This is a genomic window from Candidatus Cloacimonas sp. (assembly GCA_039680785.1).
GTDB lineage: Bacteria > Cloacimonadota > Cloacimonadia > Cloacimonadales > Cloacimonadaceae > Cloacimonas.
This window is the reverse complement of sequence record JBDKSF010000014.1, coordinates 24,365-46,824: the sequence shown is the minus strand read 5'-3', so window position 1 is coordinate 46,824 and position 22,460 is coordinate 24,365. Positions and strand designations below refer to the sequence as shown.

At 38.5% G+C, this 22,460-nt stretch carries 12 protein-coding genes; 7 read left to right on the top strand and 5 right to left on the bottom strand.

Features of this window, described 5'->3' with window-relative positions; genetic code table 11:
• Nucleotides 1–112: 112 nt before the first annotated feature.
• Complete coding sequence (locus ABFC98_00695) at nt 113–4,156, bottom strand: PEP/pyruvate-binding domain-containing protein (GenBank protein ID MEN6444544.1); 4,044 nt, start codon at nt 4,154–4,156, stop codon at nt 113–115.
• Nucleotides 4,157–4,636: 480 nt separating this feature from the next.
• On the opposite strand from ABFC98_00695, the gene dnaN reads away from it, so the two are divergent.
• From dnaN to mtaB, 7 genes are all read left to right on the top strand, one after another.
• Entirely contained in the window at nt 4,637–5,806 is a 1,170-nt protein-coding gene (gene dnaN, locus ABFC98_00690; GenBank protein ID MEN6444543.1) for a DNA polymerase III subunit beta, read from the top strand.
• Between the two features lie 5 nt (nt 5,807–5,811).
• On the top strand, nt 5,812–6,885 hold the full coding sequence (recF, locus tag ABFC98_00685; protein MEN6444542.1) for a DNA replication and repair protein RecF: 1,074 nt from the start codon (nt 5,812–5,814) through the stop codon (nt 6,883–6,885).
• On the top strand, nt 6,886–8,109 hold the full coding sequence (locus ABFC98_00680) for an MFS transporter (GenBank protein MEN6444541.1): 1,224 nt from the start codon (nt 6,886–6,888) through the stop codon (nt 8,107–8,109).
• Nucleotides 8,110–8,284: 175 nt separating this feature from the next.
• On the top strand, nt 8,285–9,343 hold the full coding sequence (locus ABFC98_00675) for a spermidine/putrescine ABC transporter substrate-binding protein (protein ID MEN6444540.1): 1,059 nt from the start codon (nt 8,285–8,287) through the stop codon (nt 9,341–9,343).
• A 23-nt stretch (nt 9,344–9,366) separates the two neighbouring features.
• The gene (gene aspS, locus ABFC98_00670; protein MEN6444539.1) at nt 9,367–11,148 is read left to right on the top strand and encodes an aspartate--tRNA ligase; all 1,782 of its coding nucleotides are present in this window, start codon (nt 9,367–9,369) and stop codon (nt 11,146–11,148) included.
• Nucleotides 11,115–11,717, top strand: a complete 603-nt coding sequence (locus ABFC98_00665) for a phosphoribosylglycinamide formyltransferase (GenBank protein MEN6444538.1) — start codon at nt 11,115–11,117, stop codon at nt 11,715–11,717. Before aspS ends, ABFC98_00665 begins: the two co-directional genes overlap by 34 nt.
• On the top strand, nt 11,714–12,970 hold the full coding sequence (mtaB, locus tag ABFC98_00660; protein ID MEN6444537.1) for a tRNA (N(6)-L-threonylcarbamoyladenosine(37)-C(2))-methylthiotransferase MtaB: 1,257 nt from the start codon (nt 11,714–11,716) through the stop codon (nt 12,968–12,970). The genes ABFC98_00665 and mtaB overlap by 4 nt, the downstream gene beginning before the upstream one ends.
• Before the next feature lie 223 nt (nt 12,971–13,193).
• Here the strand turns inward: mtaB and ABFC98_00655 are convergent, their stop codons facing one another.
• The 4 genes from ABFC98_00655 to ABFC98_00640 are packed head-to-tail and all read right to left on the bottom strand — an operon-like array spanning nt 13,194 to nt 22,092.
• The gene (locus ABFC98_00655; protein MEN6444536.1) at nt 13,194–13,970 is read right to left on the bottom strand and encodes an ABC transporter permease; all 777 of its coding nucleotides are present in this window, start codon (nt 13,968–13,970) and stop codon (nt 13,194–13,196) included.
• On the bottom strand, nt 13,967–14,908 hold the full coding sequence (gene murB / locus ABFC98_00650; GenBank protein MEN6444535.1) for a UDP-N-acetylmuramate dehydrogenase: 942 nt from the start codon (nt 14,906–14,908) through the stop codon (nt 13,967–13,969). Before murB ends, ABFC98_00655 begins: the two co-directional genes overlap by 4 nt.
• Complete coding sequence (locus ABFC98_00645) at nt 14,905–17,793, bottom strand: helicase C-terminal domain-containing protein (GenBank protein MEN6444534.1); 2,889 nt, start codon at nt 17,791–17,793, stop codon at nt 14,905–14,907. The genes murB and ABFC98_00645 overlap by 4 nt, the downstream gene beginning before the upstream one ends.
• A 15-nt stretch (nt 17,794–17,808) precedes the next feature.
• Nucleotides 17,809–22,092: a sigma 54-interacting transcriptional regulator gene (locus tag ABFC98_00640; protein ID MEN6444533.1), complete on the bottom strand. Its 4,284-nt coding sequence runs from the start codon at nt 22,090–22,092 to the stop codon at nt 17,809–17,811.
• Nucleotides 22,093–22,460: the final 368 nt, after the last annotated feature.

The window sequence follows — 22,460 nt, the reverse complement described above, 5'->3', positions numbered from 1 at the left end:
TATCTGGTTCCATAAGAGTAGTTTTCCAATTCTACCCAATCCATTGATTCCCAGCAGTTTTTTGTTTTTTAAGCTCAGATTCATTTTGATTTGCTCCTTTTATTTTTTTGTTTTATAAGCAATGCACGCTAACCAGAGGATAATGTCCTTTGTAAATAGCTCCGCTGATAGCATCCAGAGCTATTTTATCGCCTGCTTTCAAACAGGTGTCCCCTATTTTACAGTTAGAATCAGTTTCAGAAACCACCAATTCTCTGCAATTTACCACTCCGATAAGTCCTAAACGCGTAGCTGTAACTGCTGCATGAGAAGTTACACCTCCCCGGGAAGTTAACAATCCCTGACATTCAAAAAGCAGCTCCAAATCATCCGGCACAGTATCAGGACGCACCAAAATTAGGGATTCCCCTTTTCCTGAAAATGTTTCTATATCTTCCTTGTCAAAAACGATTATTCCATTAACCGCGCCTTTCCCAATCCCAATTCCGTAGGCAAGTATTTCCTGTTCTCCTTTTATTGAGCCAAATACATTGTAGTCAGGGGCTTTTTGAATTATCTGTTCGCGAGTTTGCAATATATATAACTGATCCGGAGATGGTCCTTCAAAAGTGAATTCCATTTCCTGATGCGGATAATTTTTATCTTCAATCAGCTGTTTTGCGTAGCGCAACAGAGCATTGTAAATATCAGGAAAAGTGTTTTCCAAAGAGCTTTCCACCACTGTCTGACTATGTAATCTTTGCATTTCCGAAATGGGCAAAGTATGCACTAAACCAGCTACAACATCTTCTCCTTGGCTGCAGAGGGTAAAATCACCATTCAAACAGATTCCCCCTTCCTCATTAAAATCGGCATAAGTAAATAGAACTCCGGTTCCTGATTTTAGCGAGATATTGCCCAAAACCATTTTTTGAATGATGACAGCAGTGCCCCATTCGTCGGCAATATGCAGTTTTTGACGATATAAGCGAGCTCTGTCTGTATTCCAGCTATCCAAAACATTGGAAATTGCTTTGTAAAGTTGCATAAAAGGTCTTTGTTCCAGTTCAATATTATGTATTTCCAGCACTTTTTTATAGTCCTGAACCATATCCTGCATTTGAGCATCGGAAAATTGTGTTTTTAGTTCAACCTGATATCGCTTTTTATAATTTATCATTACAGCATCGAATTCATCGCGAGGAATGCCATAAGCCATTCCCCAACTTTGAATTAGGCGTCTATAGCAATCCCAGGCAGTCCATCCGTAATTATATTTTTTGGATAGTTTAACCGTTACATCGTCGCTTAAGCCAATATTCAAAAATGTATTCATTGCTCCCGGCAAACTCATTGGAGCACCGGAACGCACAGATAACAGCAATGGCTTGTCAGGATCTCCCAAAACCAATCCCGTATTTTTCTCCAGGATGTTTAAATTTTGCATTATCAGAGCATCCAGTTCGTTGGAAATATCAGGATGAGTATTTATTATTTCTCTATGGCGAAAAAGATCAGTAGTAATAACACAACCGGGAGGAATGGGAAATTCGTATTGAAACATCCTTTTCAGAAAATATGCCTTAGACCCCAACAAAACTTGATTTTCAATGCGAGAGTTCTTTTTATTCAGATGAAAAAAGAGATTATCCGGATCATAACTAATCACCTTGGGTATATCTGCGGGCTTAAAGAGGGACTTCATTTCGGATAGGGACTCAAGAATCCGCGTGATAAAATTGTCCAGACCTTGCACCAAAAATGATTTGGAAAGCAGGTTGCGGTAAAATTCCTCCGCAAAAATATCCAATTCCGTATTTCCGCGTTTACTTTTATCCGCTATGTGCGAACCAATCTGGCGCAGTTGAGTTTCATAAAATCTATAATAGTATTCGTTGATGATTTCCACCACGCCATCTTTCAGCAGCTTAAAAATATCAAGATATTGATCTATGGAAAGGTTACTTAAATATTTAGCCGATTTCAACATATCCAAAGCCGAACCGTAAGCATCATTCGTAACCATTATTTGTTTCATTGCATAATCGTAAAGTTCCAGAATACGAATAATGCGGCGTAAAGTTTTTCCCGTAATATAGTTCAGATTCAATTGTTGGACATCGCGTTCAAAGAGTCGTTTCACTACATTTTCTATTCTGAAAATCATTCCCATTGCTTCCAGTTTGGGTTCGCGATACATTCCATACATAGAAGGAATGCCAGCGGCAATGTGTCTTTTGTAATATATGTTTTCCCAGGCAGTAGTGGCTTTGGGATCCAAAATCACCGCATTCATTTTTCCAATGTAAGAAAGCAATTGCCTGATAGAATTGTCATAGTCCTTTCTTAAAAAGCTGTTGGCAAGTCGGGTTTGTTCGTGAGCATTGAACCAATTGTAGCGCGTAAGAAATTTAACGATATCATAAGGATCAAGGTTATATTTATCCTTCAGCAAAAAATGTGAATAGCATAACAGCTTCAGCCGGGTTAAAGAAAAGTCCTCCGGTTCAGTTTCAAATAATTTACTCACTCTTTGCCAAGAGAGGGAAAGCAACTCATCCGGACTAAGATTATTTTTGCTTAAAAATTCATTCACGGCGCTGTTTTGCTTTTTAGTAAGATCATCCGGAAGCATAATATACATCATCACATCTTCGGGAACCATTCCTTTCAGCTCATTATAATCAAGATTTGTCCAATAGCGCAATATCTTGTTTATCAGCATTAGGTGCATATTATTGCTTTCGGTATGAATCTGTTTGCGCAGAAAATGCAATAAGAGGTCTTTTCTATGGCATATTTCATCCAGAGAAGTGCTGATATCCCTTATTTCACCTTCCGCTCCAATTTCATTGAAAAAAACGGGAAACATTTTCAGCAAGTGCTTGGTTTGCACGACCACAGGTTTGAAATTAGAATTCAAAAAGGCGGAAACATCTTTTTGAAATAGGTCCGTATCGGATATAAAAATCCCTTCGCGACTTATGCTGATAATTAAATATGCCAACAGGTCTTTGCACTTCAGCGGATCAATGGCGATTAATTCCAGCAGCATTCGCAAATGTTTTATATGGTTTTTATCCACTTCCAGCTGCCAATCATTATCAATCTTGATTTTCCCGGGCGGAGTGAATTCCAATTCCATAATTTTGGGTAGCAAGTGTTGACAGTGTTTATTATTGTTATGTGAAAGAACTGTTTTACCAATAGTTAAAATACAATCCAGCACAATGTTAAGACGAGTTTTCTTAAATTCATACAAGGTCTCAAAGATGGAATTTAGCATCAGGGGAACTTCTTCTTCACTCAGTTCGTTTTCCAAATCGGATAATTGGCGATTCAAGTCCCACAGCAAATGATCTTTCAGTTCCTCCATCCCGGGTAAACCCAATAAGTAAAAAATGTATTGGATGCGCATAGTTAATGTTTTAAATTCACATATCGCTTCCCGCATTGAAACAGCTATGTCAGAATAAGCGGGAATATCTTTCAGAGAGGCAAAGGTCTGTCTGTTTTCCAGCTCTTTCAGCCATTTACTGTAAAATTCAGCGCCTATTTTAGCAGAGAGCTTTTCTCTTTCGTTTGCGTTCTCAATCCCCATTTTATGTGCCCAATTTTCAATGTCCGTGGTTTGTTGCCAGAATTCCAAACCCGCTTTCAATAGGTCTTTCAGCAAAACAAAACATTCAGCATTGCCATCATACACTTGTACTAAACGAGTTAAACATTTACGACAAACGCCGTTTATGGGTATGAATCTTTCTCTGCTGCGTCTTTGCCAATTAATCAGTTCCTTCAATAAAAAGGCATATACGCTGGCTGGGATGTCCTCTTTTTCACACAAAGCAGAAATAAAATCCAGATATTCTATTATTATTCTTTTTTCTTGCAGTGGCTTACTGCATTTTTTAGCAGCCAAAATATATAAATTGCCTATTATGGTTAAGGTCTTTTCTCTATCAGGAAATTGCACATAAAACCACAAGTCCCCCAAAATACTTTGCCGGATAAGCGTAGCAACTGCTTCAGGATTTGTATAGGGATGATACAGCTCTTCCAAAAAAATTTGGGCACGCTGATAAATGCCATAATTACCTTCAGTTAAGAAAAGTAACCATTTTGCCTGTTCATCAAGCTCTATTTCGGATACTTTGGTAACTGCAAGATTTTCTGCCAATGCTTTTGATTTAAGGGTTTCCAAGACCTAAACCTCATATTTTATTGCAAAATCATAACAATGCTTTTTCTTTAATATATTGGGGCAGATTTCTGTCAAGGAGTTTATCGCTCAAGATATTAGCTTTCTGCCTCGCGGAGAAGTTTCCCTCCATAACCCAATGACTTTCCTCCAACATTATCTGGCGCAGATAATTACACTTAAATTTCGCCCATTACCGATAGACAGTATATAACTTATTGGCAGATGAAAGCTTATCTTACACTATCGTAACACTTCTCTTACACTGACCTTGTCTCGTTACAGAAGTGTTACTTAAATGTTACTGCATTACTAAACCATCGAGTAAGCGGCTTATGGGCAATTGGCGATATCTCTCCAATCCATTTTTCATCCCCCTCCGTGGCTAAAAAAAGTATTTGACTAAATAGCTTATCCTATTTTGTTGGAAAAAAAGAAAAAAATCCGAAAGAGGATATTATGAGATTAGCGATTGAAAAAAAGGATCTGCTTGCCCGTATACAACATCTTGTATCTATTGTTCCTACGAAAAGTACCTCTCCGATACTGAACAATTACCTTATTAATGTATCCGAAGAGACCAATATGATGAGCATTTGCACAACGGATTTGAAGCTAACTGTTGTAGTGGAATTTCCCGCTGCCGTCTCTGAAGGTGGAACAATTGCCGTTTCTGCCCATCATTTTAATGAAATTATAAACTATATGACAGATGCCGTTATCAATCTTTGGCAGCATGATGACCTCTTGATGATTCAAAGTGGGAAGGTAGATTTTAATCTGTTAATTGCCGATCACACTCTTTTTCCCGTTGTTCCTGAAACCAAATTAAACAATGCCATAACTCTGGATGCCGCATTATTCAACCGAATGATTGACAAGACCTATTTTGCCGTTTCCACGGATGTAAACAGGCCCATACTTACTGGTGTTTGTTGGAAAATTTATTCCGATCATCATATTATGGTGGCTACAGATGGAAGAAAAGTTGCTGAAATTAAAATACTAAATTCCTCTCTGCTGCCTTCTTTAGGAGTAAATGATAATCAGGAAAACAATATCTTCACGGATCAAGATCAACTTTATGTAGAAAAAGTGATTCCAGTTAAGACACTGCAGTTTATGCAAAAAATCTTCAACGAAGAAGTGAAAGAGCTAAAAGTGGCTATGGACGATACTCGGATTCTGTTTTCTTATGGTGAGTTCTTTGTTTCCTCGCAAATTATGGAACATAAATATCCTGATTATGATAAAGCATTTCCAACCGATTTACCGAATAAATTCGTCATTAATAAAGATGCCTTGATGACGGCCATCAAAAGAGTTGCCCTGGTTGCTCCGGACGATAATATGCGTATCCATTTTGATTTGGATAGTGAACGCTTTGAAGTTAATACTTCCAATCGCGATACAGGCGACGCAAAACAAAATATGGATGACTATAATTATTCGGGTAGTTCTACGGGAGTTTCTTTTAACTACAAATATATGCTGTCCATTTTGGAAGCAATAGATACAGAAAAAGTCGTCATCAAACTCGGTTCTCCCAAAGAAGCGATGATGATTTTCAATGAAAATGCCGTTCCAGACCAGGAAATTACTTTCCTCCTGATGCCTTTGCGTTCATAAATAATGTGAACCTGGTTAAAATTGAACTGGAGAATTTCCGCAACTATCTGAAAAAAGAGTTCAGTTTTGAGGCACAAGGTGGACTGATTATAGGTCCCAATGGTTGCGGAAAAACCAATCTACTGGAAGCGATTGCCTATTGTAGCATTGGAAAATCGGTGCGTTTTCATCGCGATGAGGAATTATTGCATTTTGATAAGCGATTTTTTAGAGTGCAGGGTTCTTTCATTAGTGATCAAAATTCTGCCAATACAGTTGCTTTAAGTTATGCCGATCAGCGTAAACTATTGAAAATTTCTGATCTGCCAATACGCCAACTAAGCACCCTCTTTGAAGTGATAAAAATTATCTATTGTGCCCCTGAAGATCATCTATTGATAAGCGGTTCACCCCGTTTTAGGCGACAATATTTTGATCTGGCAATTTCTCAACTCTATCCACCTTACATATCTGTTTTAAGACATTTTTTGCATCTGGTTCAACAACGCAACGCAATGCTGAAAAGAAATTACAGTAAAGAAGAACTGCTTAGCTGGAATTCTTCCTTTGCCGATTCCCTGTCTGAGGTCTGGAATTATCGTAATAAGTATCTGAAACAAATAAACAAGGCCTTCAAAGAGACCTTCCAAGATGTTTTTCCTGTCTCCACTTCTATTTCTTTGGCTTATTTACCTTCCCTAAAAATGCCTCTCGAAAGTTCCGTGGATGATATTATCAAGCATTTAGCCCAGCTGGAAGAAAGAGAAAAAATAACGCAACATTCTTTAGCCGGAGCTCATTTGGACGACTATGAATTTAAGCTGGCGGGGAAAAAAATGCGTATTTATGCTTCTCAGGGACAAAAACGCATTGCCGTGATCATCTTGAAACTGATTCAGGCACATCTGATTGAAAATGTAACTAAAATCAAACCCATTCTGCTTTTTGACGATATTTTCGCTGAACTTGATTCATTTCACTCTTTGGCAATTAGAAATTGTATCAATAATCGCTATCAAGTTTTCATTGCCAGCCCCAAAGAAGAAATAGCACAGATCTGGCAGGGCTACCCGATTTTATCTTTAACAGGTGAAGAATAAATGAAATTAAACCGTAACATAATGGGTTGGATGCTTTATGATTTTGCCAATTCGGCTTTTACGACTATAATTGTAACAGTCGTCTATAGTGTCTATTTCATAAAAAGTGTGGTAAGCGGTCCAGCTGGTTATGGAGAAATGCTTTGGGGAAGAGCCATTGGAATTTCTATGACTTTGGTGGCTATTTCAGCGCCCATTTTGGGTGCGGTTGCCGATTATTCTCGTGCCAAAAAAAGAATGCTGTTCATCAATTGCTATATCACTGTTATTTTTACGGCGCTTCTTTTCTTTGTAAAACCGGGCTATGTATTCACCGGAATGCTGTTTTTCATTATTGCCAATTTTGGTTTTAATAGCGCCAATGTATTTTATGATGCTTTTCTGCCCGAAATTTGCCAGCCCGAAGATATAGGCAAGGTCTCAGGTTTTGGTTGGTCTTTAGGTTATGTGGGTGGCTTAGTGTCACTTTTGGTAGCTTTGGTTCTGGTAAAAATTAATGTTCGTTTGGTTTTTCCAGTGGTGGCTTTGCATTTGTTTTTGTTTTCGTTGTTCACTTTTTTTTGGCTGAAAGAATTCAAGCGTCCTTCCAAAAGATCAAACTATTATAAAATTGCCTGGCAAAGAGTGATGTATTCATTAAAAAACATAGCCAGCTTGCCTCAATTGTTAAAATATATCATCAGTTACTTTATTTATAACGATGGAATAACCACGGTAATTGTTTTTGCTTCTATTTATGGAGCGGAACTTTTTGGAATGACGACTACTCAAATGATAACCTATTTTATTTTGGCACAATTCACTTCCATTTTGGGGGCGGCATTTTTTGGCTGGCTAACGGATAAACTGAATGTAAAAATTTCCTTGAATATATCACTATTGATCTGGATTTGCGTTGTTATTTGGGCTTTTTTCTGCCGTAGCGCAACTGAATATTATTTTGTCGGTCTCGTTGCCGGCTTGGCAATTGGAAGCAGTCAAGCAAACAGTAGAACTATGCTGTCGTTATTAACTCCTCGAGATAGACAGGCGGAATTCTTTGGATTTTATACCTTGACAGGACGATTATCTTCTATTATTGGTCCTATATTGTATGGATGGATAGCTCATAAAACGGGAAATATCCGTTATGCGGTTTTAGCGTTGATATTTTTCTTCGTGATTGGCTGGATTATTTTACAAAGTGTTAAGCTGCAGGAAGGAATTGAGCAAGCCAAAAAATAATCAGAAAGCGCCAATCCACTTTCTGCTAAAGTATTTATTTTATTAGCAGCCCAAAGAAAATTATGGCAAAGCCGCGGGCGAATTTTTGTGATACTACAAGACCAAGTTATAGGGAAATGCTTTCTCCGTTTAAACAAGGACTGAAAAGCTTCCCCTACCAAAAAAGGAGAATATGATGAAAAGAAAAAATGTTATCATTCTGATGCTGTTTATATTACTGCTAATTTTAAGCAGCTCCTGCAGTAAAAATAAACCAGTTCTCTATATCTTCAATTGGAGCGATTATATTGATCCTGAGCTCACCAAAGAATTTGAACAGCAGAATAAATGTATTATAAAATATAGCACTTACGATTCCAATGAGAATATGCTCACCAAAATAATGAGCTCCCGGAAAGCATTTGATCTTGTTTTCCCCAGCGGAGATCATATTACAATTATGCGCCAAGCCAATTTACTTGAGCCCTTAGACCTTTCTCGCATACCCAATTATAAAAATCTGGATTCTCTTTTATTGGCAAAAGCAGCCAGCTTTGATGAGGGCAATAAATATGCCATCCCCTATTTTTGGGGCTTAACTGGCATTATTTATAATACAAAATATGTTCCCAAAGAAATTCTCACTTCTCAAAGCTGGAATATTTTAAGCAATCAATTCTTCACCAGTAAAAATAAAGTTACGATGCTGGACGATGCAAGAGAAGTTGTTGGCGCCGCTTTAATTTATAATGGTTATGATCTTAATGATACAAGCACGGAGGCATTGGCTGCAGCTGAAAAAACCCTTGCCGAATGGGATAAAAATATTACCCAGTTTGATTCCGATAGCTATAAAAATGAAGTTGCGGACGGAACTACTTGGATGGCTCAAGCATATAATGGAGATGCTTTACAGGTAATGGAAAATAATCCTGATTTGGGTTTCTTTTTACCTAAAGAAGGCACCAGTTTATGGATGGATAACATAGCTATGCTAAAATCCAGTAATAATAAAGAACTCGCCTATAAATTCATCAATTTTCTGCTGGATGCAAAGATCAATGAACGCAACACGGAATATTGTCGCTATGCAACTCCCAATAAAGAAGCAAATAATTTGTTGCCTGAAGAAATCAAAAATAATGCCCTCATCTATCCTAATGAACAGTATTTGCAAAAATGCTATATGATCAATGCCATTGGCGAAAATGTGAAGAAAATAGATAAACTATACGAAAACATTAAACTAAACTGAGAAAGATAAAGAGAGAAAAACAAATGCCGGATAACTTGGGAAATTTAGCTCGCAGCCATTACTGCGGAGATTTGAACAAAAACCAGATCGGACAAAATGTAACCGTTATGGGTTGGGTAAATAAACGCCGTGACTTAGGTGGATTGATCTTCATTGATTTGCGCGATGTAAAAGGCATTTTGCAAATAACTATCCACCCGGAACAAAAAGAGGTCTTCGCCAAAGCCGAAAAAGTCCGAAACGAATATGTGGTTGGGGTTTATGGAAAAATATGTGCCCGCAGCGAACAAAACATCAATCCTTCTCTTCCTACCGGCGAAATTGAATTAGTGGCTGAGACATTATATATTTTTAATGATGCCCAACCCTTACCTGTCCAATTTAATGAAAGTGCTATGGCAGAAGAAGATTTACGGCTCACTTATCGCTATTTGGATTTACGCAGACCCAAATTACAAAATATTATCATTACCAGACATCGCATTATGCAGATTATGCGAGAATTTCTCAATAATGAGGGTTTTTATGAAATTGAAACCCCAATCTTGATGAAAAGCACTCCTGAAGGGGCACGGGATTATCTTGTTCCCAGCAGAATTCAGCCCGGAAAATTTTATGCCTTGCCTCAATCTCCGCAGATGTTTAAACAACTTTTAATGATAGCTGGTTTTGATAGATACTATCAAATTGCGCGTTGTTTTAGGGATGAGGACTTACGAGCAGACAGACAACCCGAATTTACGCAACTGGACATAGAACTCAGTTTCGTAACCAAAGCTGAAATTTTTGACCTCTTAGAGCGCTTAATGCAAAAGCTTTTTAAGGATATCTTGCATATAAACTTAACTATCCCTTTCCTAATTATTCCTTATAATGAAGCGATGGAAAATTACGGTTGTGACAAGCCGGATATCCGTTTTGACATAAAATTACACGATATCTCCACAATCGTCTCTCAAAGCAGTTTTGCCGTTTTTGCTTCCGCTTTGCAAAACGGAGGTGTTGTAAAGGCAATTGCCATTCCCGGAGCTGCTGATTTTAGCAGAAAACAACAGGATGAATTGGTTGAATTGGCTAAACACTTGGGCGGTAAAGGAATCGCTTTTGCCAAAGTTACTGAAAACGGTTTGGAAGGTGGCATCAGTAAATTCCTAAGTCCGGAGGAAGCTACAGCAATAATAGTAGCCACTAAAGCCGGACAAAATGACCTTATTGCTTTTGCCGCAGATAATTATGAAATGGTTTGCAAAGTTCTATCGGGCTTACGCAATTTTCTGGCAAAAAAGCTAAACCTAATTCAGGAAAACAGTTATGCTTTTTGTTGGATTACCGATTTTCCTCTTTTTGCCAAAAACACCGAAACAGGTAAATGGGAACCGGCTCATCATATGTTTACTTTGCCCAAGGAAGAACATATTCCTTACTTGGATGTTCCGGAAAAAATCGGAGAGATTCAAGGTGAGTTATATGATCTTGTTTGCAACGGAACAGAGCTATCCAGTGGCAGCATTAGATGTCATAGATTCGATATTCAAAAGAAGATTTTCGCGATTTTGGGCTTTACCGAAGAGGAATTGCAAGATCGTTTCGGTTTCTTTTTGGAAGCATTAAAATATGGAACTCCTCCTCATGGAGGCATAGCTCCCGGTTTAGACAGATTGGTAATGATAATTACAGGCGCTGATTCCATCCGGGATGTAATCGCTTTTCCCAAAACATTGAAGGCAACTGATTTAATGACTCAAGCCCCTTCCGAAGTAGATGAACAGCAATGGAAAGAACTACATTTAGCACTCATAAAATAGCTGTTTTTAGCAGCGGCTTAAGTCGCGGTTCAAATTTGAGCGCTATGCACAGCTATTTTACAGAAAATAAGTTACCGATCGAAATCGCTTTGGTGATTTTTACTCGTCCAGATGCCCCTGCCGTTCAATTAGCCAAAAATTTAGGACTACATTATCAAATTGTTGCTGCCCATAATATGCCAAGTTTTGAAAGCAAAGTTCTGGAGCTCTGCCAGCAAAATAAGATAGAACTTATTGCGCTTGCCGGCTTTATGAAAAAGCTTTCCCAGACCTTTCTGGAACAAATAAACATCCCTGTGATGAACATTCACCCGGCTTTACTTCCCAAATATGGAGGCGCAGGAATGTATGGAATGGCAGTTCATAATGCTGTTTTTGCTGCCCAAGAAAAGGAAAGTGGCGTAACAATTCATCTGGTCGATCCCCAATATGATCACGGAAATATCATTGCTCAGGAGACCATCACGATTCAGGACTGTAATTCTCCTGAAGAAATTGCCGAAAAAGTTCTGAAAACAGAGCACTCCACTTATGCCAAAACTATCTATCAATTATTGAGTAAGCGTTGATCCGTATCGCCATATCCACCCTTGGTTGCAAAGCTAATCAAGCGGAATCATCCATAATTTTAGACCAATTCACCGATTACACCTTAGTTAATTGGCAGGAAGAAGCCGATATTTACATCATCAACACTTGCACTGTAACCAACCGAACGGACTATAAAAGCAGGTATTTAATCCGTCAAGCGTTGGCTCAGAAAGCCAAAAATCCCTTTGCTAAAATTGTGGTAACCGGTTGTTTTGCCCAACGCTATCCCGAAGAAATCGCCCAAATGGGCAATATTGATTGGATTGTAGATAATCAACAAAAACTTAATATAGCGGACATTCTGGCAGGCAGCAACTATGAATTTATGGATATTATGCAGGCAAAGGAATATGTTTTCAAACCAACGCACAAAATGTATGATCGAACTCGCGCCTTTCAAATCATTCAGGATGGCTGCGATTTTAACTGTGCCTATTGTGCAGTTCCTTATGGAAGAGGAAGAAGTCGGTCGGCAACTTTGGAACAAGTTTTACAGCAAGCCCAATTATTCGTGGACAACGGTTACAAGGAAATTGTCCTTTCTGGCATAAACATAGGGCTTTATAAAGATGGAACTAACAATTTAGCCACCGTTTTAAAGAGTTTAAATGCCCTAAAAGGTCTGGAATTGATTCGTCTCAGTTCCCTGGAACCGCAACTGTTTAATAGGGAATTACTTAACCTGATTCCTACTTTAGATAAGCTTTGCTTGCATTATCACCTACCGTTGCAATGCGGTGCGGCTACGGTGCTAAAACGGATGCAGCGCCACTATACTCCCACCACAGCTTATAGGTTAGTAACAGATATTTTGGAACGAATTCCTTCGGCAGCTATCGGAATGGATGTGATAACCGGTTTCCCAGGAGAAACGGAAGCAGAACATAAACAGACCTGTGATTTTTTGCGTTCTCTGCCTTTGGCTTATTTGCATATTTTTAGCTTCTCCAAAAGAAAAGGGACTCCTGCTTATGATCTGCCAAACCAAATCCCCAAAATGGAAAAAAACAAGCGCAGTAACGAACTTATCCAAATATCGCACGAACTTACATCCAATTATACAAAATTCCTGTGTGACAATGATATTTTATTACGCGGAATTGTGGAAAAAAGTGAGAATGGCTATTGTGAATTCTTGAGCGATCACTATGTTCGGGTTCGCTTTTTGGGCAATTATAAGGTGGGTGATTTGGGACAAGTAAAAAGCAAGGAAGCGCAAATGCCGCTATAACCAATACTTTGTCCACAAACTAATTGGGCAGGTAGGATTATGAACGGCGCAAAAACAGCAGACAGATAATGGGATTAGCTAAGCCAGCTGAATTTTTGATAGGACAAATAAAAAGATAGATCTGAATTCCTCCGTTCCCCTCTCAAAAACATACTCCTCTTTTTTATAGCTCCGTGCTTTTATCCTTTTTCGGTGTTTTCGGTGTCATCGGTGGCTATTATATCTATCTTGCCGGCTCCAGATATTCATCTATCGTGTGATATTTCCACTTAAGCAAAATTCTATCCAGCAAAGCTACTATGCCAAATAATGCCAAACTCAAGGCAACAATCACTAAAATCACGGCAAAGACCTGGGCTGTTTGATAGGATTTTGTAGCTCTGGTCATATAAATTCCCAAGCCAGAAGTTCCCCCTAACCACTCACCAATTACGGCTCCCATAATGCTGTAAGTGGCAGCCAGTTTTAGTCCTGTAAAAAAATTAGGCAGAGCAGCGGGAATCTTTAAAAGTGTAAATATCTTATAAGGCGTTGCCCCCATAGAAGTTAAAAGCCGTATTTGATCTATGGATACACTTCTGAAGCCGTCATAAAGTCCTAAAGCAATGGGGAAAAAACACATTAGCACTACGGCAAAAATTTTGGCGCTGATTCCATAGCCAAACCAAATTATCAACAGAGGCGCTACCGCTATGATGGGAACTGTTTGTGAAATAACCAGATACGGATAGAATATTTGCTTTATTACTTTGGATAAGTTCATTGCAATAGCCGTGAAAGAGCCCAAAACAATGCTGATTAAAAGTCCGCTGACCGCTTCCAGCAAGGTTGGTTTTAAATGATGCCAAATCAAATCAGGATAATCTACAAACACCTTTAATACTTGTAAAGGAGAAGGGATAACCCAGAAAGCAATGATTCCTTTGGCACTGATAAACTGCCAAAATGCGACCAAGATGATCAAAAACAGCAAAGGAAGCAGGATATTTCGGCTTTTCATATCTCGCCCAAAATGCGAATTTCGGTCTGCAATTTAACGCCATAGCGTAGAAAAACAGTGTTTTGGATATGTTGAATAAGCTGCAAAACATCTTTGGCTGTAGCGGAACCAAGATTGACAATAAAGCCACAGTGTTTTTCAGAAACAGCCGCATCTCCGATTCTGAAACCTTTTAAACCACATTCTTCAATTAATTTCCCGGTATAAAAACCTTGCGGACGCTTAAAAACACTTCCCGCACTGGGCAATTCCATTGGCTGTTTCTGCCATCTTTTTTGTTCTAATTCATTCATCTGCTGCCTAATTAATGCAGGATTTTCTTTTTTTAGATGAAACACGGAAGAAAGATGAATTAATCCTAAATCTTGCAATGCACTATGGCGATAGGAAAAATTGTGGTCTGCAGCTCTCAAATGGATACGAGATTTACCAGCAATAATTTTATCCAATACAGGCATTATACAATTGCTGGCATAGAGGATATCCTTAATTTCGTAATTATAGGCACCCGCATTCATAAAAACAGCCCCTCCTACGGAACCCGGAATTCCTGAGGCAAATTCCAAACCGCTTAAACCATTTTCACAAGCGAAATTAGCCAAATCTTTTAGAGTAACTCCACAAAATGCAGAAATGTATTCTTCATCCTTGGTTATTTTAGTAAAATGCTCCGTGCTGATTACCATTCCTTTTAGCCCTTTATCGGAGATAAGTAAATTAGAGCCCTTTCCTAAAATAAAATAAGGGATAGAATGCGTAAGACAAAATTGTAGCAATTCAACCAATTGTTTTGTGTTATCAGGTAGGCAAAAAATTTCAGCGGGACCGCCAATTTGGAAGGTGCAGTGTTCTTTTAAAGGAACTTCACTCTGAATAATTCCTTCCTCAAATAGATGAGGCAATTCCTGGCGTAAAAGCAAGAATGCGCTAAAACTCATAAATGTCCTGCTAAATTACTGAAAAATTTGCCGATTTCGGAGATCAGATGTTGTTCATTTTGCAGTTCTATGCAACGGCCTGGAAGAATCTGCTTGAAATATTGTCCGTAACTTTTTTTGGAAACGCGGGAATCCATTATCAAGACAATTCCACGGTCAGATTTACTTCTGATTAGCCGTCCAAAACCTTGTCTTAAACGCAATAAGGCATTGGGTAACATTAGGTGCATAAAGGAATCCTTATTCTCGCGTTCTAATTTATCGATAAGAGCTTCCACCAATGGTTCTGAAGGGACTTGAAAAGGAATTTTGTATAATATCAACAAGGATAGTGAATCACCTTGAATATCCACTCCTTCCCAAAAAGAAGAAGTTCCAAGGAGCACGGCATTTTTGCTTTTCTTAAAATCATCCAAAATGGAATTTCGGCTGCTACCTTTGCCTTGAGCAAAAAAAGGACGATTGCTATGATAAAGTGTATCGCTGAGATAATCGTAAACAGTATCCAAATCCTTATATGAAGTAAAAAGAGCCATCGTCCCCACATTGGTTGTAGTGAATATTTGTTCCAAACAACCCAATGCTTGGCTTTGGAAAAACTTATCTTTATGTTCAGGCAGAAAACTGCTAATTAACAATAACGACTGCTTGTCATAATCAAATGGCGAATCCACAATGCTTTCCACTACTTTCTTTTCCGTAACCAAATTTAAACCCGCTTGATTGAGAAAGAATTTGAAAGAACCTCGGATGGATAAAGTGGCAGAAGTAAAAACAATACAAGGTATGTTCTTATACAGCAAACGATTTAATAAACCAGATACTTCTACCGGTGCATAACAAAAAGTGCTGGCAGGATAATTGCGTTCAGGATGGAGCTCGTTTTCAATCCATAAAGCATAGTTTTCTAAATCGGGATTTAATAAATTTAGTAATAAATCTTCCGTTTCGGAAAATCTTTGCAGATAACCGCTTAAGTTATCCTTGATGATGTCCAGATTGAGTAACTGCTCACTTTTCAGAGTAGTTAGCACATTATTTAAGGCAACTAAATCGTTGAGAATATTTTTAAGAGCCAAAGATAACGCTTTCAGCAGATTATAAATATCAGGATAAGTAGCAGTGTCTTTTATGCGTAATTTATGGTAGTTTGCTTCTCTGCTGTTACCAAGATCGGCAGCCATAGTAAAGATAGTGGTAATTAGCTGACGCTGTCCATCAAGTTCATTTGTCAGCTTGGAACAAAGAGATTGGATATGGGTTTTAGTGGCATCGGTCAATATACTTTTCTGAACTGCCTGATGAAGTTGAGGTAAAAAACCTCCGGAGTATTTTTTGGCAGAATGAGATAGCTGATTGAACAAGCTGTTAAAATCAGCATAACTTAAAGTGAAACCCAAGTTTTTGGAAGCAGCGGAAACTAAATTATGCGCTTCATCAATTACCAGATACTCATATTCGCCTAAAGTGGAATTTTCCATTTGCGCATCGGCAAGCAACAAAGAATGATTGGCAACGACGATAGATGCGTTATCAATATCTTTGCGCAATTTCATTACATAACAACCGTGAAAATTAGGGCACTTTCTACCCCCACAAAGATAACGATCGGAACAAATCTTATGCCACAGAACACTATAATGGTTCTTGTCAAAAGAGGAATTTTCGGATATGTCTCCCGTGTGAGTGTGTTCTTTCCAAACAAGCAGATTTAATAAACCATGCGCATCGTAAGAAGACATTCCTCTTGTTTGTTCTTCCAAAATATCCTGCCAGCGTCTTTCACAAATATAATTTTCTCTGCCTTTAACCAAAACGGCTTTAAATGGCAAGGGTAAAATTTTGCGCAATTGAGGCAAATCCTTGAAGAAAAGCTGCTCTTGCAGGTTCTTGGTATTGGTGGAAACAACTACTTTGGCTTTATTGCGGTTGCTAAATTCAATTGCCGGAACCAAATAGGCAAATGACTTGCCTACTCCCGTTCCCGCTTCCACTACTAAAAATTCTTTTTTAGCAAATGCCTCGGCTACTTGTTTTGCCATTGACAGCTGTCCTGAACGATATTCATAATTAGGAAATTCGGTGGCAAAAATACCATTTTCAGCAAAGACATCTTGTATGTTGTTTAAAGAACCGGAACCACTATGCTCAATCACATTATTCAGTTCGTTTATCACTGGAACGGGTTTTATGCCTGAAAGTGCCGTTGTGCGCAGTTGTTTAACAATCCATTTTAAATACCCATTTAAACAACTGGTCAATTGCGCTTGCATACTTAAATCCATTAAGCGTGCATTGATCATATAATTATAGTGTGTTAAAATGTAATCGTTCAGAGCATTAAAAAGAAGCCCAGTAGCAATGGCATCCGCATCAGCTCGATGTGCATTATCGAGTTCAATATCAAAAAATGCAGCGAGCGTAGGCAATTTGTGATCTGTAGTAAAAGGCAGATAAATTCGCCCAATTTCCATTGTATCCAGGTACAGGTTATTTAAAGGAAAGTCATTGCCGTTTATTAAAAAATCATTGATGAAAGAGAGATCAAAACTTATATTATGCCCTACCAGAATGCTGTTTCCAACAAAGTTACTGAAATCCACCAGCACTTTTTTAACCGGAGGAGCCAATTTAAGATCATCCGCAGAAATATGAGTTAAATGTTCAATAAACTTAGGAACTTTACCTCTGGGTTTTACAAAGCTGACAAATTTATCAACTACTTCGTTTCCACTAAAACGGATGGCCGCAACCTGAATAATTTCGTCTTTACTGAAACTGAGCCCTGTGGTTTCGATATCGATAGCCACAAATTCGGGCTTATCAGAAAAAAACTCCATATTGGATACTTCGGGTTTAATTGCTTTCCTGGCTTCGCTATTCACACATCTTCCTGTTCTTTAGTTCTCTTCTCGATAGAGGTTATATCTTTGCATCTTTTTTATCAAACCCTGACGGGATAGGCCAAGTTCTTTGGCTGCCTGGGTCTGATTCCATTGATATTTTTCCAGGGATTGGGAGATCAGTTTACGCTCCAGTTCTTCAATTGCATCTTTCAAATTTTTCTTTCCTGAAAGCATAGCGATCGTATTGGAATATTCCGTATGCCGATACACTTCTTCGCTAAAATCGCTTGGTTTGATGAATGTATTGGGCTCGGCAAGAGTTACGGCGCGTTCAATTTCATTTTCCAGCTGACGCACATTTCCAGGCCAATCGAATTGTTCCAAAATCTTCATTGCTTCTGCAGAGAAGCCGGGAACATTTTTGTTCATCCGTTTATTATATTTATCTAAAAAGTGAATTGCCAAAAGAGGAATGTCTCCAGCTCGGTTTTTTAAAGGTGGAACATCAATGCGAATCACATTCAACCGGTAATATAGATCTAAACGAAAATCGCCTCGTTTAACTCTTTCCATCAAAGGAACATTGGTAGCACAAACAACACGCACATTAACTTTTTCGGTTTTAGTGGCGCCGACTCTTTTAATTTCGCCTTCCTGTAAAAAACGCAGCAATTTGGCTTGGGTTGATTGGCTGATGTCGGCAATTTCATCAAGAAAGAAAGTTCCTCCATCCGCAATTTCAAAAAGGCCTTTCTTATCATAAGCGGCACCCGTGAAAGAACCCTTCACATGACCAAAAAGTTCACTTTCCAAAAGGGTTTCAGGTAAAGCACCGCAATATTGAGCTACAAATGCTTTCGTTCTGCGGTTGCTACTATAATGTAAAGCACGGGCTATCAATTCTTTACCTGTTCCGCTGGGGCCTTCCAAAAGGACAGTGGTAGGTGTATCTTTTACCTTTTCAATGATCTCAAATATTTTCAACATTTCCGGGCTTTTGCCTATTATATCAGCGTAGAGATTATTGGAAGACAGCTGTTCACGAATTATGGCATGGCTTTTTTCCAGATTGGCGCTGCGAATGTTGTCTATAATTACAATAATTTGATTGGCAAGAGCGGAGAGTAAATTGATTATGCGTTCCGAGAAATATTTGGAACCGCTTTTACAAAAGAGCAGAACAACTCCCAAGGTATTTTTTCTGATGGACAATGGCAACACCAGAATATTATTATACATAGGAGCAAAATGCGGTTGTTTAATGTTTTCCAGCTTTCCACTCTGATAAATGTCTGTGCAAATATTCAGGAATTGCTCATAGTATTTCTCTTCCGGCGAAAAATTGTTATAGATCTTATATTCCCAGGCATCCGGTAAACTGGGATTGGCATGCAACAATAAAATTCCGCCGTCGGCGCTGGACATTTCCGTTAAACTGGCAAGGGACTGTTCAATCAGAACATCCAGATCAGTTATGGTATTCAGTTTCTGGGTTATCTCGTAAAATTGATTCAGCAAATTCTCTTCAAATTTTGCCTCTTCCATTTGCGATGAATACTCACGCGAGATTTTTTGCATTAGGATATCGTTCTGTTCCAATAACTTAATGGAGCCGTATTTTTCTATTATTTTCTGGTTATTTTTCAAAATTTGCAGCGCTTGCTCCCATTCCTGCATATCTAAAAGCACACCCGCGAGTTCATAATTTGCCAAAGAGAGTTCATAGTTGCTGCCTACTTCCACAAAATTTCGGATCGCATTATTCAAATGATCCTTGGCAGCTTCTGGGTTTTTTCTTTCCAGCAAAGCGCGCAGATAATAAGCTCTTCCAATTTCAAAGGGCAAATTCTGTTCGGTTGCAAGCTTTTGGGCTTCCGCGATGTAATAATCCGCACTTTCAATATTTCGCGTTAAAATGAAGTAATATGCCTGTTTCAGATAACCTTCGATAATTTTATCCCGCGCCGCAATGGACTTGAAAAAATCCAAGCTTTCCACCAAATAGCGATATGCCTCTTTAAATTTATGCAGCTTGGTGAAAACGCTACCCAGGTTTCCGTATAAATCGGCTTTAATATAATCATCGGAAACGGAAGGAAGTAATTCCAACCCTTTTATGTAGAGGTCATAAGCCAAATTCAATTCATCCTGTTTTTCATAGACCTCGCCTAAGTTATTGAAGCTGCGTAACAGACCTTCGTTAAAATCGCTTTCTTGAGATAATTTTATTGCCTTTTCATAGTAGGATATGGATTCCACCCAATCGCCTTTTTTAAAATATAAAGCTCCTAAGTTATTCATCGAAGCGATGGTATTTCGGTTAAAAACGAATTCATTGGCTATTTCCAGTGACTTTTTCAGCGCTTCTTCCGCTCTATCATACTCATTATGATCCATCAGGGTTACCCCGATGTTATTGTAAATATTGGTTATATTATAGGGCTCGGCAAGCAACCTTTGGATTTTTAGTGCTTCTTCCAGATAATATAACGATTTTGCCGGATCGCCTTTATCATCCATCAAACCACCTAAATTATTATAGCAAACCGAGATCCCATTCAAGTTGTAATACTGTTTTTCCAACGCCAAACTTTTCAGAAAATAGGCCTCGCTCTTTTCCCAAAAACCCTGAAACATATATAACACACCCAAGTTGTTATAGATGGCTGCCAAACCGCTATGATCTTTTGCCAGAGAATAAAGTGTTTCCGCTGCGTTAAATACCTCTTCCGCTTGCTCCCATTCATTGATGTAATAATGAATTTTACCGCGTATTTTCTTTGCTTCTGCTTGAACGCAGTGTCTTAGTTTTTGATCCGAAATACTATTGAAAGAGTGGCTTACATTATCTAAGGTAGTGAACGCATCATTGAATGTTTCGTTTTCAGTTTGGATATCGGCTTTTAGCAACAGAATCTTAATTTTCCAATATGGATCTATGGTGGCGGGAGAATATTGTTTTATTATTTCCAAAGCAAAAGCGGAAGAATTCACGGCATAAAGATCACTTGCCAGCTTATAAACGATCTGTTCTGCCGGCAGATTATTTTCCGTACAAATATGCAATGCCTGCCGAAAATGATCAATCGCTTGATCTTTCTTATTTAAAGCCGAATATGCCTCTGCGATTTTTTGGGTGCTCGCTAATTTGCCTGCTGGATTTTTTGTATGTAATAACACATATTCTTCCAGCTTCAGCACACTCTCGGCATCATTAATAAGTGAGAAATCCGATATCACTTTATTAAAAAGCGCCGCATTATATTTCTTACTGAGCATTTGGAGCGAAACGATCAGCTGAGGATATTCATTTTTTGCTTGCAGATATTCCATCAAACGAGATAATAAATTGTTGTTTATTACCTCCAAACTGCTCTGCAACCATTCGGAAAATGCTTTTTTCTTCTGAATTGAACAACCTTTTGCGGGATCGGAAATCAAACCTTTTTCAGTTAAAAACGCTAAATCCGCTTTGAAATTTTTGGGTTTGCCCAGCGCTTTCAACAGTTCTTCCGCGGCGAAACCATCCAAAACATACATTCCAGCCAGAATTTCTTTTTGGGACGAAGTAAGGGCTTCCAACATTTCGTAATATATCTGCTTTGCATCAAAGGTCTTTTCCAGATAGGGGCTCAAATTAAACTTTCCCTTCGGTTTCTGGGCTTGCATCTCTCTGATGACTTTTTCTATTATCATGAGGTTTCCGGAAGTTATTTTTTGAAATATCTCACTTTCGCTGCCATTATTAAAATCAGTGTCGGGAAAAGTCATTTGCAATAGCTGTTGGCAATCTTCCACTCCCAAAGCGGGAATATTTTCCAGCTCCGAAAAAGGAAATAACCGCGCCTGCGTAAATACTACAATTTGAATTCCCAAGTCCGGAAGATATTGAACCAAATATTGTAAATAATCACGCGTATAACCGTCCAAAACATCACAATCATCCACTAATAACAACAATGGCTGATATAATTCCATCCCTTGCAAGCGTTCCGTCAAATAATAGAAAAAATCATATTTATTGACTGAACCGATATTATCCCTAAATTCTTTGTAGTAACCATAAAGGTCTTCTTCAGTCACATCAGTGATGATTTGAATAAGCTCCGTGAAATGATTCAACACCAAAGGATGCGGAGAAAATCTAATCCGCCGCTCATAAACATCGGAAACGCTATCCATCAAGGGCTGAACAAAGTGACTTTTACCTGTACCAGATTTGCCGGTTATCTCTATTAAATGACTCTTGGAACTATCTCTCAAAAAGCCCATCACTCTGGATAGAGCTATCTTCTTGGTTATATATGCATCCAGTTTCTGAGTTATATCCTCTGCCATTTTTCCCACCTATTGGCGATTTTGTTTACAGTGCACCTGTAAATGCAGTTGACAACCTGTCAAGCAAAAAATGTGTTTTTTTTTGTTCTGCTTAAGCCATTCCTAAGAACCAATTTTCACCTTTACCATATTGAATTCTATCTACTTGCATCATAATATCTTATCATTTATAAAGTTACGCCTGAAATGTCAAACCGTGACACCTGCTTTACAAAACAGCAGAAATGCCCTCCGTTTTTATCACCAATTGTCAAATCATCTGAAATCAAAACCAGTCAAAATCGATAGCTATTTGTCAAATCATGACTCCAATCTGGCATATTATAACAGGGATTTGTTAGACACAATTCAACAAAAACCATCTCACC